The organism is Robinsoniella peoriensis (genome assembly GCF_000797495.1).
Taxonomy (GTDB): Bacteria; Bacillota; Clostridia; order Lachnospirales; family Lachnospiraceae; genus Robinsoniella; species Robinsoniella peoriensis.
In genome coordinates, this window is record NZ_JTGN01000010.1 from 153,360 (window position 1) to 168,971 (window position 15,612).

Here is a 15,612-nt window from a genome sequence, read left to right on the forward strand (position 1 = left end):
TTAAAAAGGAGAATAGATAAATATATGTATCGAATTCTAATCGTTGAAGATGACCGTGCGCTGCGCACTGTAAATAAAATTTATTTTGAACAGGCAGGATTCCAGGTCTGCGAGGCAGAAAATGTGGAACAGGCATACAGTATGATGGAGCAGTCAGAAGCAGACTGTGTTGTTCTGGATATATCCCTTCCGGATGGGAATGGATTTGAAGTCTGCAGTAAGATGAAAGAGAAGAGAGACATACCGATTATATTTGTATCCAATCATCTGGAGGAAGAGAATCGGATTAATGGATTTTTGGCTGGAGGGGATGATTACCTTACAAAGCCATACAGTCTTAAGGAGTTAGAGCTGCGCATTTATGCCAGGCTGAAGCCCTATGGTACACAGGAGGCCGCGGATCGCATTTTACATTTTCCGCCCATTGAAATCTATGTTTCTACAAGAACGGTTTTATGCGGGGATAAAAAAATCACTTTTACTGCCGCGGAATTTAATATCATCTATTTTTTGGCAAGGCATCCGGACAAGGTGTTTTCAGCCGCAGAGATCTATGATAATGTCTGGAACCAGCCAAACCTTGGCGACGCACATACCGTCCAGGTTCATCTTGCACAGGCACGCAAGAAAATGAACAGTCTGAGGGAGGGACACAATTACATTGAAACGATTTGGGGAAGAGGATATAAGTTCAATTCATAATTATAAAAAGATCATTTCCGGGTTGTTAATGGTTTGTGCCATTGGAATCCTTATATTGGCGGTGTTTGGCATTTTGGATAAGCTGGATAATAAATATTCCCATTTTTCTGCACAGCCGGTAAAAGGAGTACTGACTATTGATGGGGATACTTTTGCGAATGGAAGTTATCTGTGCCCGATTGATGATTGGGAATTTTATAAAGAAACGCTTTTTTATAGTGGTTCCGGGGAAAGGGTAAAACCCCGGTATATATTTATCGGACAATATTCCGACTATTCCATGCGTCAGAAAAATGAAAGTGCATTTGGGAGTGCTTCCTACCGTCTGAAGATTGTGAACCTGGGGGAACCGGTGATTTTAAGCATGGAGGTGCCGGAGCTTTTCAGCGCTTCCAGGATCTATATCAACGGAAAATCTGTGGCTGAGCTTGGTGACTTGGATAAGGATACTTACCGTGGTGTTGTTCAAAATCAGGTGGTGAGTTTTGAAGCCGGAAAAGAAACGGAGCTGGTGTTGGAAATCACCAATTACGAACATTATTACAGCGGCATGTTTTATCCGGTGATTCTTGGAACTACAGGAACCGTAACGGGGATTGTGTTTGCACGCCTGATTGTTTATGGAATTCTGTGTATTGCAGCATTAACTATGGCACTGTTTTCTCTGGTGGTCTGGAGAAATGGAAACAAGAAAATATATGTCCTCTATGGTGTATTATGTCTGGCTTATGGGATACATGTAAGTTATCCTTTTGTACGCTGGATCGGGGTTTTGAATGTGAATTTCCTGTATGCGCTGGAAGACAGCAGTGAGTATATCATGATCGCCTGTGCAGCAGCGATAAGTGCTTTGGTTGCAGGGGAGGACAAAAAACTTTATTTTAAGAAGGGTATGCTGCCCTTATGTATCGGAATGTGTCTTTTTTCTTTTTTTGTTCCATTATTAATATTAACAAAAGCGCCCAGTCTGAATGGAATTTACGGCAGTGTAATAGACGGATATCAGATTTTTATCAGCTGCTATATGCTGTTGATGGCATTTAAAGGGATTCTCATGGGAAAACGTGGATTCTACCTGATGCTTGCCGGCAATGTGATATATGGAATCGGAATCCTCTGGGATGTATTTACCAGTAATCTGTTCGAACCGGTCCGGGGAGCCTGGCCAAAGGAATACGCGGGTTTCTGCCTGATCATTGTGTTTTCGGTTATGTTGCAGTTTTATATCCGTGAGATTCAGGAAGAGAACGAGAGGCTGACCAGGCATCTGGAGCAGGAGGTCAATGTGCGTACCCGGGAATTGACCGGGCTTCTTCATGAAAGAAAGAAACTGCTCTCAGAGGTTGCTCACGACCTGAAGGCACCGGTATCTTCCATTCAGACTTTTATTGAATTTATGAAAATCAGTAATGTACGAATTGACGACGAGACGCGGGCCTATCTGACAGCCATTGAACAAAAGTCGGAAGAGGTACAAAGCAGAGTTGCAAATCTGCAGGAGCTTTCTGTGGACGACAGAATTATATTTAAGAAAAAAAGGCAGCTTCTCAACGATTTTTTACAGCAACTCTATGAAAATCATCTTCCGGATGCACAGGCATATGGAATTTATTTTAATATCAGCCTTCCGGAACAGAAGATCTATATGGAACTGGATGAGAATTTATTGGCCAGGGCGTTTGGAAATATTATTTATAATGCGTTTGATTTCACCCCCTTTGAAGGTAAGATTCATATCCGGATGGATATAAAAAAAGAAATACGGATTACAATCAGTGACACTGGAAAAGGTGTTGCACCGGAGGATCTGCCACATATTTTCGAAGCAAATTATTCGAAGAGAGCTTCCGGCGAACCAAAAGGAAAGGGACTGGGACTTCATATCGCAAAGACAATTATTGATGGACATGGCGGTTGGATAGAAGCAGAATCCCATCTGGGAAATGGAACAACATTTACAATTTATTTTAATGTCAGACAAAGGGGTAAAAGTCATGAGTAATCATGGCTTTTTTTCTTTCCTTATAGATTTCTTATAATTGGGCTGTATGATACTGGTATCAATTAAAAGAGAGGAAACAGTATTACAGGATTGCCTGTAATGAATAATAGGTGAGAAAATGAATGTTATTTTAGGCACAAGTAATTTATGTAAAAATTTCGGGGCACAGAAAGCGGTTAGCAATGTATGTATAAAGATACCGGAAAATTCCGTATATGGGCTGTTGGGCGCCAATGGGGCAGGAAAGTCTACCATATTAAAAATGCTGACCGGTATGCTGCGGCCTACTTCAGGAGAGATCTATTTTGAAGGACATCAGTGGCAGAGGAAGGATCTTGCCAGGATTGGGGCGCTTATTGAATCGGCACCTCTATATGAAAATCTGACGGCAAGAGAAAATCTGCTGGTCAGGACAACCGCTCTTCAGATTCCGGAAAAAAGAATTGAGGAAGTATTGCAGACGGTAGAATTAACGGGTACGGGTAAGAAAAAGGCAGGACAGTTTTCTATGGGGATGAAGCAGCGTCTGGGGATTGCCATTGCACTCTTAAATCATCCGAAGCTACTAATACTGGATGAACCTACTAACGGACTGGATCCTTTTGGAATCCAGGAATTAAGGGAACTGATCTGCTCGTTCCCGGGAAAGGGAATTACCGTTATCATTTCCAGTCATATACTCAGCGAAGTGAATCAGATGGCAGATTATGTGGGAATTATTTCAGGTGGAATTCTGGGATACCAGGGTAAATTCAATAAAGAAGATGACCTGGAAGCTTTATTTATGGAAGTGGCGGGAACATACCGCAGAGAGGGGGAAATCTAATGTACAATTGTATCATTTCAGAAAGAATAAAAATAAGACATACGTTTTTGAAAGTATTGTTTTTTGCGGCACCGCTAGTCACTTCCTTTATTTCCCTGTTCCTCGCCTCTAATTATGCACAGATTGATAATTTTAACTGGTGGTATGGAATGATTATGCCCGGTATGCTGACGATTGCCTGTACGCTAAGTGCCGGAATTGACAAGAAATTAAAAGACCAGGCAGTATTGGTTATGCCGGTTAAAATGAAACATATATGGTATGCGAAGACGGCTGTTATGGCAGAACGGTTTGCCATTTCCTGCCTGCTGATTCTAATTGTTTCATTTGCGGAGGGAATATTATTTAAAGATACCGGATACCCCCTTGTTTCCAATTTATCTATGCTGGCTGGAACGGCACTGATGATCATAACTTCTCTGTGGCAGATTCCACTGTGTATGTTTCTGGGGTATAAGATTGGTATATTCCCAACCTTTATTATAAATCTGGCGGCATATATTGTATTTAGTGCAACGGTTTCCTTAAGTAATTGGTGGATGGCAGTACCTTATACTTATACGGCAAGGCTGATGATACCTGCTATTGGAATTCTGCCCAACGGACTTATGGCTGAACCGGGAAGTTATACCTTTACACCGGAACTCCTTTCAAAGGGTGTTCTTTTGCCGGGAATTATATTATCTTTACTGCTGTTTGCCGTAATTACTTATCTTACAGGCAGATGGTATAAAAACAGGGAGGCGCAGAATTAATGAGAAGCTTATGGTATTTGTTAAAGGCAGATTTTATGAAGATGAGACATACGGCATTTTTTCCGGTGCATATTCTGGTGCCATTGCTTGGGAATGTTCTCTTTCTGGCATATTTTGTGATTTCTCCCTGGGAGCCGGCAGGTAAAGTACAGGCATATTTAGAAGTAGTGGCAATTGCGTTTCCACTGATTGGAGCAGTAGTAACCGCTATGGCGGCAGAGCAGGAGGCAATGGCAGGGGGATTTAAAGAAATGCTGTCACAGCAGTATCCAAGATGGAAAGTCTGGATCAGTAAATTTATTATGCTGTTTTTATCCGGTATGGCAGTAGCTGTTTTTACAATTGGAACCTTCTGGCTGGGATTTCGTTCTCTGCCGGGAACAGGTCAGGTTGATTTTTCTCTATTTGCATGGGCGGCGGTAATCATAATTTGCTGTCAGGTAATAATGTATACGATTCATCTTATGGTGGGGATACGTTTTGGGAGAGGCGCACTTATGGGGCTTGCAGTGGTAGAATGCCTTGTGACAGCGCTGATGCTTACCGGGCTTGGTGATGAAATATGGGGCTTTTTACCTTGTTCCTGGGGGGCTAGACTGTGTGATTATTTTTTGTTATACTACCCACAGGGGCAGATGGAAATGTTTCTGGACGCTGGAAAACCGGCAGGGATGTTCATTGCCACTATGGTTGTATTTCTGATATCACTGGTGTTTATTTCCCGTTTTGAAGGCAGAAAGAGTACATCTTAGAGGAGCAGGTATGGCAGAAATTTTAGCAGTGGATGACGAAAAAGGAATCCTTATGATTATTAAAAGTGCGCTGGAAAAATCCGGTCACCATGTCACGGCATATGACCGTGCGGATGAAGTATTGAAAATAAAAAAATATAATTTTGATTTGATATTACTGGATGTAATGATGCCGGGAACAGATGGTTTTACCCTGTGCCGGGAAATACGGGACAAAGTGGACTGTCCAATCTTGTTTCTGACGGCTAAGACCATGGAGTCCGACCTCATGACCGGGCTTAGCATCGGAGGCGATGATTACATTACGAAACCTTTTGGCATTGGAGAACTGAGGGCTAGGGTGGAAGCACATATTAGAAGGGATCACAGGCAGAAGAAAAATGCCTTTCATCTGTCGGGGCTGACATTCCAGCTGAAGGCAAAAGAAGTCTGGTTTCAGGAAAACCAGATTCTTTTCACGAAAAGTGAATATGAGATTTGTGAATACCTTGCGTTGAACCACGGACAGGTTTTTTCCAAAGAGCGGATATACGAAGCGGTCTTTGGTTACGATAAAGAGAGTGACATTGCGGTAATAGTGGAGCATATTAAGAATATCAGAGGCAAGCTGTCTAAATATGACTGCTGTCCGATTGAAACGGTATGGGGTATGGGATATAAATGGAGAGATTAAAAAAGAAGACGACAATTACAAATATATTTACAAGATATGTGGTCTTTCTCGGGTTTGGAATACTGGCGGCGGCAGGAATTGTGATACTGATTCTGCAGGCATTGGCATACAGCGCAAGTGTGCTTCCGGCAAACTATTATGAACGCCAGATAGAGGCGTACAGGGACCAGATTGCAGAGAGTACAGATGTATCCGCTTTTATTCCCAGGGGATGCCTCTATGGCATATATGATGAAGATGGCATTTTCAGAAAGGGAAGTATAGAGGAAGACTTAAAGGATGAGGCTTATGACAACGCTGTAAAGGGAGCGAATACCATTCGGGATTATTTTATTAAAACGGTACCTGTCACGGGAGGAACCTGCGTTATCTTATATAAGATAGCCATGAGCTTTACCAATCCGGTGCTTCAAAAATATCTTCCAAACCCGCTGGTGTGTCTTGCAATTATATTTATACTGTTGACTTTGGGGATCATTATCTGGCTCTCCAGGCGGTTTGGAAAATTATTGTCCCGTGAGATTGCCGTACTGGAGCGGACCACGGAACAAATAAGGATGGAAGAACTTAATTTTGAGATGGAGAGTTCTGATATTAAAGAAATCAGCAATGTTCTGGATTCTTTTGCAAAACTGCGGAAAAATCTGAAAGATTCTTTGGAACAGCAGTGGAAACTGGAAGAGAGCAGAAGAGATCAGGTGGCGGCATTAAGCCATGACTTAAAAACACCGCTCACTGTTTTGCGGGGAAATGCAGAGCTTTTATCCGAGACAGACCTGGATGAGGAACAGCAGATGTATAGTGGTAATATACTGCATAGTGCAGCAGAGATGCAGGGTTATATCCGTATGCTGCTGGATATTAACAGTGCCCGCAGGGAGTTTGAAATTTTTCGAAAAGAGACCAATCCGCAGGTTTTGATGGAAGAAGTGGTATCTCAGGCAAAAATACTGGTTTTGGAGAAATCCATAGGGATAGAAGTGGACCTGAGGAATCTGCCGGAGCAAATGGCTTTGGATGAGTCTGCTTTTTGCAGGGCAGTCATGAATGCATTTGCCAATGCAGTGGAATACACACCGGATGGGGGAAAAATAAAGATCAGTGGATTTGAAGAAGACAATCATCTGGCAGTCTGCATTGAGGATTCAGGCAGAGGATTTACAGAGGAGGAGATCAAACGGGCTTTTGAACAATTTTACCAGGGTGATAAGAGCAGAAATTCAAAACTTCATTATGGGATGGGACTGTTTATTGCAAAAAGTGTTACCGAGGCACACGGGGGCCGGATTGAACTGGGTAATTCCAGGGGACTTGGGGGTGCAAGGGTGTTAATGGTGTTCTGATGAACGTAATTGCTGCATCCAGTTTTTTTGACATTTGCCGGTTTGGGAAGTATAATAACTACACAGGAAAAAGGAGGGCATTGGATGCGTATATTACACACCGCCGACTGGCATCTGGGTAAAAATCTGGAGGGCAGAAGCCGGCTGGATGAACAGGAACTGTTCCTGGAAGACTTTGTGAAAATAGTAGAAGAAAATAACCCGGATCTTGTGTTGATTGCGGGTGATATCTATGATTCCGCCAACCCGTCCGCCCGTGCTGAGAAGCTTTTTTACGATACCTTGAAAAGGATATCAGGTCAGGGTAAAAGGATAACGGTGGTCATTGCAGGAAACCATGATAATCCACAGCGGCTTGTAGCAGCGACGCCTCTGGCTATGGATCATGGTATTATTATGGTGGGTACGCCAAAAACGGTGATTTCTCCGGGGCGGTATGGACAACATCAGGTGACGGAATCCAATGAGGGATATGTAGAGATCGATCTGGGTGCGGAAAGGGCGGTAATACTGACGATTCCGTTTCCAAGTGAAAAGAGATTAAATGAAGTGCTCTATGGAGATATGGATACGGATGAGCAGCGGCTGCTTACCTATGGGGATCGGATGAAGCAGCTTTTCACCTCTCTGGAAGGACATTTTCGGGAAGATACGGTAAATCTTATCGTATCTCATTTGTTTGTCATGAACAGTGTGGAAGGCGGGTCAGAGCGAAGCATTCAATTGGGCGGCAGTTATATCGTAGGCGGGGATATTTTCCCTGAAAAGGCCCAGTACATTGCGCTGGGACATATTCACAAACCGCAGGTAGTGCCGGGAAACCACATTGCACGTTACAGCGGGGCACCCCTCCAATATCACAGAGGGGAAGAGATCTATCAGAAGCAGGTGCTTTTGGTGGATGTAAGTGCCCATGGAGAAGCAAAGATCACGTCGATTCCTCTGAAACAGTATAAGCCCATTGAAGTATGGCGCTGCAAAAGTGTAACGGATGCGATTTCCCTGTGCCAGGATAATGCAGAGAAAGTCTGCTGGGTTTATCTGGAGATTGAAACGGGACGGGCGATTCTGGAAGATGAGATCAAACAGATGAAACAGTTAAAGGAAGATATCCTGGAGATACATCCCATTTTTCCGGAGACCCAAAGAGAAGAGGGTGAATACCGGTTTCGGGAGAGGCCGTTTCATGAGCTGTTCCAGGAATTTTATCTCCATGAACGGGGTGTTCCGGCTCCGGAGGAAACCATGGAGGTATTGCTGGGGTTATTGGGAAAGGATGTGGAACATGAGACCGATCAGACTTAAGATACGGGGACTGAACAGCTTTGTTGAAGAACAGACAATTGATTTTACGGAGCTTGCCAAGCGTGGCTTCTTTGGAATCTTCGGTCCTACGGGAAGCGGAAAATCTACCATACTGGACGGGATGATTATGGCATTGTACGGAATAAAAGCCATGTCCCGGGGAACAAATGAATTTATTAACAAGAACTGCCAGAGCGCTTCTGTCAGCTATGAATTCCAGGTTACCGGTGTCAGGGCAAAGCGCTACCGGGTAGAACGGGAATTTAAGCTGACTACCCAGGGAACGAAAGCCGGGAAATGTAAACTGGTGGATGTTACAGAGGAAGAATTAATATTAGAGGATACCGTGAAAGGAGTGGATCGTGCCTGTGCGGATATTATCGGACTGACTGCTGATGATTTTATGCGGACAGTTGTACTTCCACAGGGGAAATTCAGTGAATTCCTAAAAGTCAGCGGGAAGGACAGAAGAGAAATTCTGGAGCGCCTGTTCCGTCTGGAAGAATACGGTAAAGGGTTGGAGGAAAAGCTGAACAGTGCCTTGAATGAGGAGAGGGCAAAACGGTCGAATATCCAGGGGCAGATGGAGGCCTATGTTCTTGCCAGTGAAGAACTGCTGGAGCAGCGCAGCAGGCAGCTGGAAGAGGGAAAGCAGCTTCTGGCTAAGACAGAACAGGAGTTTCGGATTACGGGGGAAACGTACCAGGAATTTCTGACAGTCCGTTTTTTAATGAAAGAGCGGGAGGTGCATGAACAAAGGCTTGGTGAACTGACAAAACAGTCAGAAAAAATAGCCCTGCGGGAAGAAAAACTGAAAGCTGCAGACCGAGCCGGGGGTATAGCGCCCATGCTGGTATCTTATGAGGAACTGGCAAGACAGGAAAGAATGCTGCAGGATCAGATCCGGGAGTGGGAGCTCCGGCTGGAAGAGACGAATGCAAGGAAAAAGGAGAAAGAATTATCATTTCAGAATATTGCAAGGCAGAGGGAAGAGCAGGAAAGCGGCATCCGCTTAAAGCTGCAGAGTGCCAAAGAGGCATGGGAGCAGTGGAAAGAACTTCCGGGCATGCAGCAGCAGCAGCAGGAGCTTCAAAAGAAGTTGTCTATGCAGCAGGAACAGTTGAAAGATCTTGAAAAGAAACAGGAACATCTGATTCAGGAGGAAATAACAGAAAGCCAGAATATTCATAAACTGGAAACGAGCCTTCTGGAGTTAAAAGTAACGGCAGATTACCGGGATCAGATTGAATATGGTATTCATCAGAGTGAATCCGTAAATAAATCTAAAAAGGATCTGAACAGCCAGGAAAATAAGCGGACAGCCGGCATCAAAAAACTTCAGAAAGAAGAAGTTACTGCAAATGAATTCTCCGAAAAATTAGAGGAAAAATTCAGGGAAAGACAGCAGATTACGGAACAGTTAACAAAATTAAAGCAAGGTATCAGAGACAGGCAGATAGCACTTCTTCGCAAAGAACTGAAGGAAGGAGAGCCCTGTCCTGTATGCGGTGGGAGACACCATGAGTGGGGAAAAGACACTGAACAGACAGATGGCTTTCAGCCGGGTGAAGAAAACCAGGTAGAAAATCTGGAGGAAATGCTGGAAACATGCAATGCTGAAATCCAAATGCTGGAGCGGAAAAAGGACAGCCAGGCAGGTATTATAAATCTTCTGTCCCGCCAGCAGGAGGAACTGCAGGCAGAGATTAAAATAGCCGGGACTGACTGGGAAAATCAGAATGCCTTATTACTGGATTTGCAGTCACAAACGGGGATACTGGATTTTAAAGAGGAAAAGAAAAGGATTCAGAGCCTTGACAAAGACAGGGAAGAAAGAGAAGAACAGCTGCAAAGGGCAAGGCAGTCACTGAGTGATAACCGGGATTTACAGAAGAATATCCTGGCAAATATCAGTACAGGTAAAGAAGCTGCAAATAAAATACAGCTGGAGCTGATACCTCTTGAGAGCAGTATTCGGGAGAAGAAAAGGCAGGTTGCAGAAAAAATCGGAAATGAAATGAATCCGGAAGCCTGTGTAACATTACTGGAAAAAGAACTTTCTTCACTGCTGGAGAAATACGAGAGATACAGACTGGAATTTCAACAGGCAACGGAGGAAAGCCAGTCGATAAAGCAGCAGTCAGATCAATTGCTTGGGCAGCTTGAAGGTAATAAGAATGCCCGTGTGAAATCGGAGGAGAGCTTAAAGCAAGAGATGACCCGTCTGAACTTTGCAGATATGGAAGAAGTGAAAAATGCTGTTTTAGACAAAAAGCAATATCAGGAGTTTGAAAAGTCTATTGATAATCATTATAATGAATTAAGAGAGTGTTCTTTGAAGATAAAGGAAACCGGTGAAAAGCTGGGTGGAAGAGCTGTATCGGAAGCAGAAATAAAAAAATTAAATGTGAAGTGCCAGGGGCTTGAAGCTGCGCTGAACAAACAAAAGGAGCAGCTGGGTGAATGGAAACAACAGGTGAAAAGTATTAAGGGCAATCTGGAGAAAAAGAAGAAGCTCAGGGAAGAACTGGATGCCGTGGAGCATCAGATCAGTATTCTGGAGGATTTAAAAGGGGTCAGCCGGGGAAAACGGTTTGTAGAATATATGGCGGCAGAGCGCCTGAAGTATATTTCCAGAAGTGCATCCAGACGGCTGTCAGAGATTACAAACGGTAATTATGAGCTGGAAACGAATCTGGAAGGAGAATTTGTGATTCGGGACAATAAAAACGGTGGGGTGTTAAGAGCTCCGGCAACCCTTTCCGGCGGAGAGACATTTGTGACTTCTTTAGCGCTTGCCTTATCCCTGTCCGAAGAAATCCAGCTTAAGGGAACAGCGCCGCTGGAACTGTTTTTCCTGGATGAAGGATTTGGTTCCCTGGACGAGAATCTTCTGGATGTAGTTATGACATCCCTGGAGCGGATTCACAATGAACATCTGAAAGTAGGAATCATCTCTCATGTGGAATCAGTAAAGGCAAGGGTTCCGGTACGGCTGATTGTCAGTCCGGCACAAAGCGGTATCAGCGGAACTAAAGTGGAGATAGAGCATGTGTAAAGGAAGAAGGAGCATAGTATGAAGGCATATTTAAGAAGACACTGGCTTATCATTACTATCATAGCCATTATTTTATATCTCGTAATCGGAATGCTGGCACCTTTTCTGGAAATGAAAAAGGTCAGTGCAGACTATAAGGCGGGATCCAGTGCAGATAAATATTATTCCGATACCCTGTCGGTAGACCGGGCATATATTGTGGAAGACAGTATGGATGCTCTGGATGAGCGGATCAGGATGATTGAGCAGGCAAAGGAGCGGATTATTTTATCCACCTTTGATATGCGTCCGGGATACAGCACAAGAGATATACTGGCGATGATCTTAAATGCGGCAGACCGTGGGGTGAAAGTTCAGATTCTGGTAGATGGAATCAGCGGCTTAATCCGAATGGAGGGAAAAGAGCTTTTTTATGCGGTTTCCAGTCATCCCAACATTGAGGTGCGCATTTATAATATGCCAAACCCGGTAAAGCCCTGGACATTTCATGGAAGAATGCATGATAAATATTTGATTGTTGACGATCAGTATTACCTTTTAGGCGGCAGAAATACATTTGACTATTTCCTTGGAAGCTATATCGAAGATGACAAGAGCCTGGATCGGGAAGTTTTTATTTATAATACAGCGGCAGGGACGGACCGGACTAAGGAAAGTTCCCTGTTTGAACTGGAGTCCTATTTTAATGAAATGTGGGATTACAAGTACTGCAGAGTCTTTCATTCCGACAGCAGGCTTCAGGAAAAAGACAGTGTAAAAGCCGAGGTGGATTCCTTAAAACAGCATTACCGGGAAATAAAAAAAGAAAAACCGGAGTTATTTGTTAAAGATGATTATTTTGATAAGGTGACGGTTCCAACTAATAAGGCAACACTGGTTTCCAACCCCAAAGATATCTATGGAAAAGAACCCACTGCATGGTATGAAATGCAGCAATTGATGGCACATGCAAAAGAGCGGGTGGTATTACATACCCCATACGCTGTCTTAAGTAACGATATGTACCAGGGAATGAAAGAAATCAGTGAAACCGGCGTTGATTTCACCATGCTGATCAATTCGGTGGAAAACGGTGATAATATTGTTGCTTCATCGGATTATCTGAAAAATAAAGGAAAGATCATTGATACCGGAGTGCAGATCTATGAATATGACGGGGGTGAGTCTTATCATGGGAAATCCATCTTAATTGATGATGATATTTCGATTGTAGGATCTTATAATCTGGATCTTCGAAGCACTTATGTGGATACGGAATTGATGCTGGTTGTAGACAGCAAAGAGCTAAACAAACAATTAGAGGGTTATATGGACAAACTGCAGCAGGATGCCAGAAAAGTCATAGATGAAGATACTTATGAGACACCCGCACATGTAAAAGTGGCGGAGGTTCCTTTTATTAAGAAAGTGATCTGGAAGGTGCTGGGAGTAGTGCTGGGACCCTTCCGCGTGATGATCTGATGCAGGACAAATAAGGAGCTGGGTCATAGATGGTTTCCCATCTGTGATTCAGCTCCCTTTCTGCTTAAAAAGCGATTATGATAACTCTACGATCGATACTGCACCATGTGGAGCGGTAGCTGTCAGAGAGGAATTAAATAAAAAGCTCAGTGTTGTAGCTGCAGTGGCGTTAATAAGGAAAGTTCCCGATACGCCAGGGTTTGTCGCAGATAGTGTGGAGGTGCTGTTTGTCACAAAGTCGGCCTGTGCAGCGCCGTTTACCTGTGGTGTTACTCCAATAAATCCAGCTAAAGTTACGGTGGCATTCACAATATAGGATACGGAATAAACATGACCTGCTGCTAACTGAAACGTAGTAGTTGTAGGTGCGGTGATGTTGGTGCCGTTATTGAAAACAACACCAAAAGCAATCGCTGCATTATTTGTTAAGGATGAAGAGGTTACCGTATATCTTGCATTTGTCTGGGTAGGAGAAGGTCCGGTAGCACCCGTAGCACCAGTTGCGCCTGCAGCGCCGGTAGCTCCGGTATTACCATTTGTTCCTGCGGTTCCGGTTGGCCCTGTGGCACCAACGGCGCCCGTCGGTCCGGTGGCCCCGTTTGCTCCGTTTGCTCCGGTAGCCCCGGTAGCGCCTGCAGGACCGTCTGCCCCGGTTGGCCCTGTGGGACCTACTGCCCCGGTAGCCCCGGTACTTCCCGTAGCTCCTGCCTGGCCTGCAGCGCCGGTAGGCCCAGTGATTCCATTAGCGCCGGTAGCACCTGTTGCTCCCGTAGCACCGGTGGTGCCATCAGCCCCGGTCGGTCCGGTGGCACCAATAGGCCCGGTAGCCCCGGTGATTCCATTAGCGCCGGTAGCCCCGGTAGCGCCGGTCGGTCCGTCCGCTCCGTCAGCGCCGGTAGCCCCGGTAGTGCCCGTAACACCGGTAACCCCATCAGCCCCGGTAGCGCCGGTAGGTCCGACTGCGCCGGTAGCGCCTGTATCGCCGGTAATTCCAGTGGCCCCGGTACTTCCGGTAGCGCCGGTAACTCCGGTGGCTCCGCCAGCGCCTGTGGCTCCGGTAGGTCCTGTGGCGCCAGTTTCGCCTGCAGGTCCTGTATTTCCGGTCGGTCCGGTAGCGCCCACAGCGCCATCAGCGCCGGTGGCCCCGGCAGCTCCTGTGGGTCCGGTAGCTCCGTCTGCGCCCGTATTACCAGTAGGCCCGGTAGGTACTCCCGGATTTGTACAACACAATCAAAAATAATTGAATTCAACAGATACGATTTCATTTTTTTGGTTCACATTAATTTTTTTAATAATATGATGCCAGAAACGCTGCTTTCCCTGCCTGCCCAGCCTTCTATAGATTTCATGAAAACCGCAGTTTATAACAGTTTCTAATTCGGACAGATCCTTTTTTTGTTGCGTTTTAGTGGAGACGGACTCTGTTTCATGCAGTTGCCGGGTCAGATCGCTATATTCATTTTCATATTTTTCCAGACTGATTCGGCTTTTTTGAAAGAGAAAATTTAATCGTTCTATTTCCTTTTTTATTTTATCCGGAGTACCAATTGGTTTTGATTTTTTTACTTCATCAATTCTAATACATCTGGTTTTGTATCCGGCATATCCCTTAAGTAAGTGTTCCAGTAAATAATTTTCTATTTTAATTTCATTCAGCGGGTTAATCTTGTGCAGTTTATTATTTGTTCCATAGGAGCAGCGGTAGTAAATATATGTTTTTCTGGCACCAGTTTTTTTATACAGAACTCTAGTAGAATAGGATGCAGACAATGATCTTCCGCAATAGGGGCATTTAATCAATCCAGTAAAAAGGTATACTCTTTCTCCGGTTGGCTTTCTTACATTCCGGTTTGCTGCTTTCTGAATCATATCCCATGTTTGGGAAGAAAAGTAGGGTTCACAGTATGTGGTGTTATCCCTGTATTTACCAATATAGAATTCACTTTTCAACATACTGTTCATGATATCATAGGTAAAGGTTTCATCAAAATTTGTGCGGATGTGTTCAGCCGTGGAGCGTTTGCTTTGCGACATCAGAAAAAATCGTGCCCATTCATGGACAATTGCCTCTTTTTCTTTATCAATTACCATTTTCTTAATTCCATTTATGTTTTGTGATGTATATCCATAGGGCATGGAGTTTTTTCCAAATATTAATCTGCCCTGGGAGATGGAAGCTTCATTTACAAATTTTATTCTTTCGGATGTGGTATCCACCTCATTTTGACCGATAGATAGCATAATATTCAGATTTAAACGTCCATCCCGGGTATCCAGGTTCATGTTTGGTTCGGCAACTGCAAACCATTTCACATGGTGTTGGTCTAAAACCTCCTGTACTTTATAAAAGTCGGATACGTTTCGGAACCATCTGTCCATTTTCCAGAATAATATTACATCGATCTCGTCTCTTTTTACCGATTCCAGCAGGGCATGGATCGCTTTTCTTTTTTTTAATTCCTTCCTGGCTGTTTTCCCCTCATCCGCATATATACCTGCAATTTTATAAGAATTTTTTACGGCATGTTCTTCCAGATACATTCTTTGGGCTTCCAGGGATTTTCCGTGCATTGCCTGTTCGGATGAAGATACCCGGATATAAAGTGCGCAGCGTGTGACAGGCTGGGATGAGTATTCTAATATTTCTGGCAACATTTTGTATCCCTCCTTATGTTAAGCAATTTATGAGAAATGGCAGTGGATTATGAGCCCTGATGTGATGTAGCAGGATAAAG

General features: G+C 44.2%; 12 protein-coding genes. 10 read left to right on the plus strand and 2 right to left on the minus strand.

All coding sequences use genetic code 11. The features are described 5' to 3' along the window. Nucleotides 1-24: 24 nt before the first annotated feature. From QR40_RS19955 to QR40_RS20000, 10 genes are all read left to right on the plus strand, one after another. On the plus strand, nt 25-702 hold the full coding sequence (locus QR40_RS19955; RefSeq protein WP_044296510.1) for a response regulator transcription factor: 678 nt from the start codon (nt 25-27) through the stop codon (nt 700-702). Beyond that, complete coding sequence (locus QR40_RS19960; RefSeq protein WP_052430961.1) at nt 662-2,704, plus strand: sensor histidine kinase; 2,043 nt, start codon at nt 662-664, stop codon at nt 2,702-2,704. The genes QR40_RS19955 and QR40_RS19960 overlap by 41 nt, the downstream gene beginning before the upstream one ends. A gap of 118 nt (nt 2,705-2,822) precedes the next feature. Then, a complete protein-coding gene (locus QR40_RS19965; protein ID WP_044296511.1) occupies nt 2,823-3,530 on the plus strand; it encodes a lantibiotic protection ABC transporter ATP-binding protein in 708 nt (235 codons plus the stop codon). Beyond that, nucleotides 3,530-4,285: a lantibiotic immunity ABC transporter MutE/EpiE family permease subunit gene (locus QR40_RS19970; RefSeq protein WP_044296512.1), complete on the plus strand. Its 756-nt coding sequence runs from the start codon at nt 3,530-3,532 to the stop codon at nt 4,283-4,285. Before QR40_RS19965 ends, QR40_RS19970 begins: the two co-directional genes overlap by 1 nt. Beyond that, entirely contained in the window at nt 4,285-5,037 is a 753-nt protein-coding gene (locus QR40_RS19975; protein WP_044296513.1) for a lantibiotic immunity ABC transporter MutG family permease subunit, read from the plus strand. Before QR40_RS19970 ends, QR40_RS19975 begins: the two co-directional genes overlap by 1 nt. 10 nt (nt 5,038-5,047) lie before the next feature. Continuing rightward, nucleotides 5,048-5,710 carry a response regulator transcription factor gene (locus tag QR40_RS19980; protein WP_044296514.1) on the plus strand — a complete coding sequence of 221 codons (663 nt, stop codon included), beginning with the start codon at nt 5,048-5,050 and terminating at the stop codon, nt 5,708-5,710. Continuing rightward, complete coding sequence (locus QR40_RS19985; RefSeq protein ID WP_044296515.1) at nt 5,698-7,053, plus strand: HAMP domain-containing sensor histidine kinase; 1,356 nt, start codon at nt 5,698-5,700, stop codon at nt 7,051-7,053. The genes QR40_RS19980 and QR40_RS19985 overlap by 13 nt, the downstream gene beginning before the upstream one ends. Before the next feature lie 84 nt (nt 7,054-7,137). Continuing rightward, complete coding sequence (locus QR40_RS19990; RefSeq protein WP_027296675.1) at nt 7,138-8,358, plus strand: exonuclease SbcCD subunit D; 1,221 nt, start codon at nt 7,138-7,140, stop codon at nt 8,356-8,358. Next, the gene (locus QR40_RS19995) at nt 8,339-11,416 is read left to right on the plus strand and encodes an AAA family ATPase (protein WP_044296516.1); all 3,078 of its coding nucleotides are present in this window, start codon (nt 8,339-8,341) and stop codon (nt 11,414-11,416) included. Before QR40_RS19990 ends, QR40_RS19995 begins: the two co-directional genes overlap by 20 nt. Nucleotides 11,417-11,434: 18 nt before the next feature. Further along, nucleotides 11,435-12,877: a phospholipase D family protein gene (locus QR40_RS20000; protein WP_044296517.1), complete on the plus strand. Its 1,443-nt coding sequence runs from the start codon at nt 11,435-11,437 to the stop codon at nt 12,875-12,877. 75 nt (nt 12,878-12,952) lie between these two features. Here the strand turns inward: QR40_RS20000 and QR40_RS20005 are convergent, their stop codons facing one another. Next, nucleotides 12,953-14,107, minus strand: a complete 1,155-nt coding sequence (locus QR40_RS20005) for a collagen-like domain-containing protein (protein WP_052430962.1) — start codon at nt 14,105-14,107, stop codon at nt 12,953-12,955. Continuing rightward, nucleotides 14,108-15,532, minus strand: coding sequence for a recombinase family protein (locus tag QR40_RS20010; protein ID WP_044296518.1), 1,425 nt, complete (start codon nt 15,530-15,532; stop codon nt 14,108-14,110). Between the last annotated feature and the right edge of the window lie 80 nt (nt 15,533-15,612).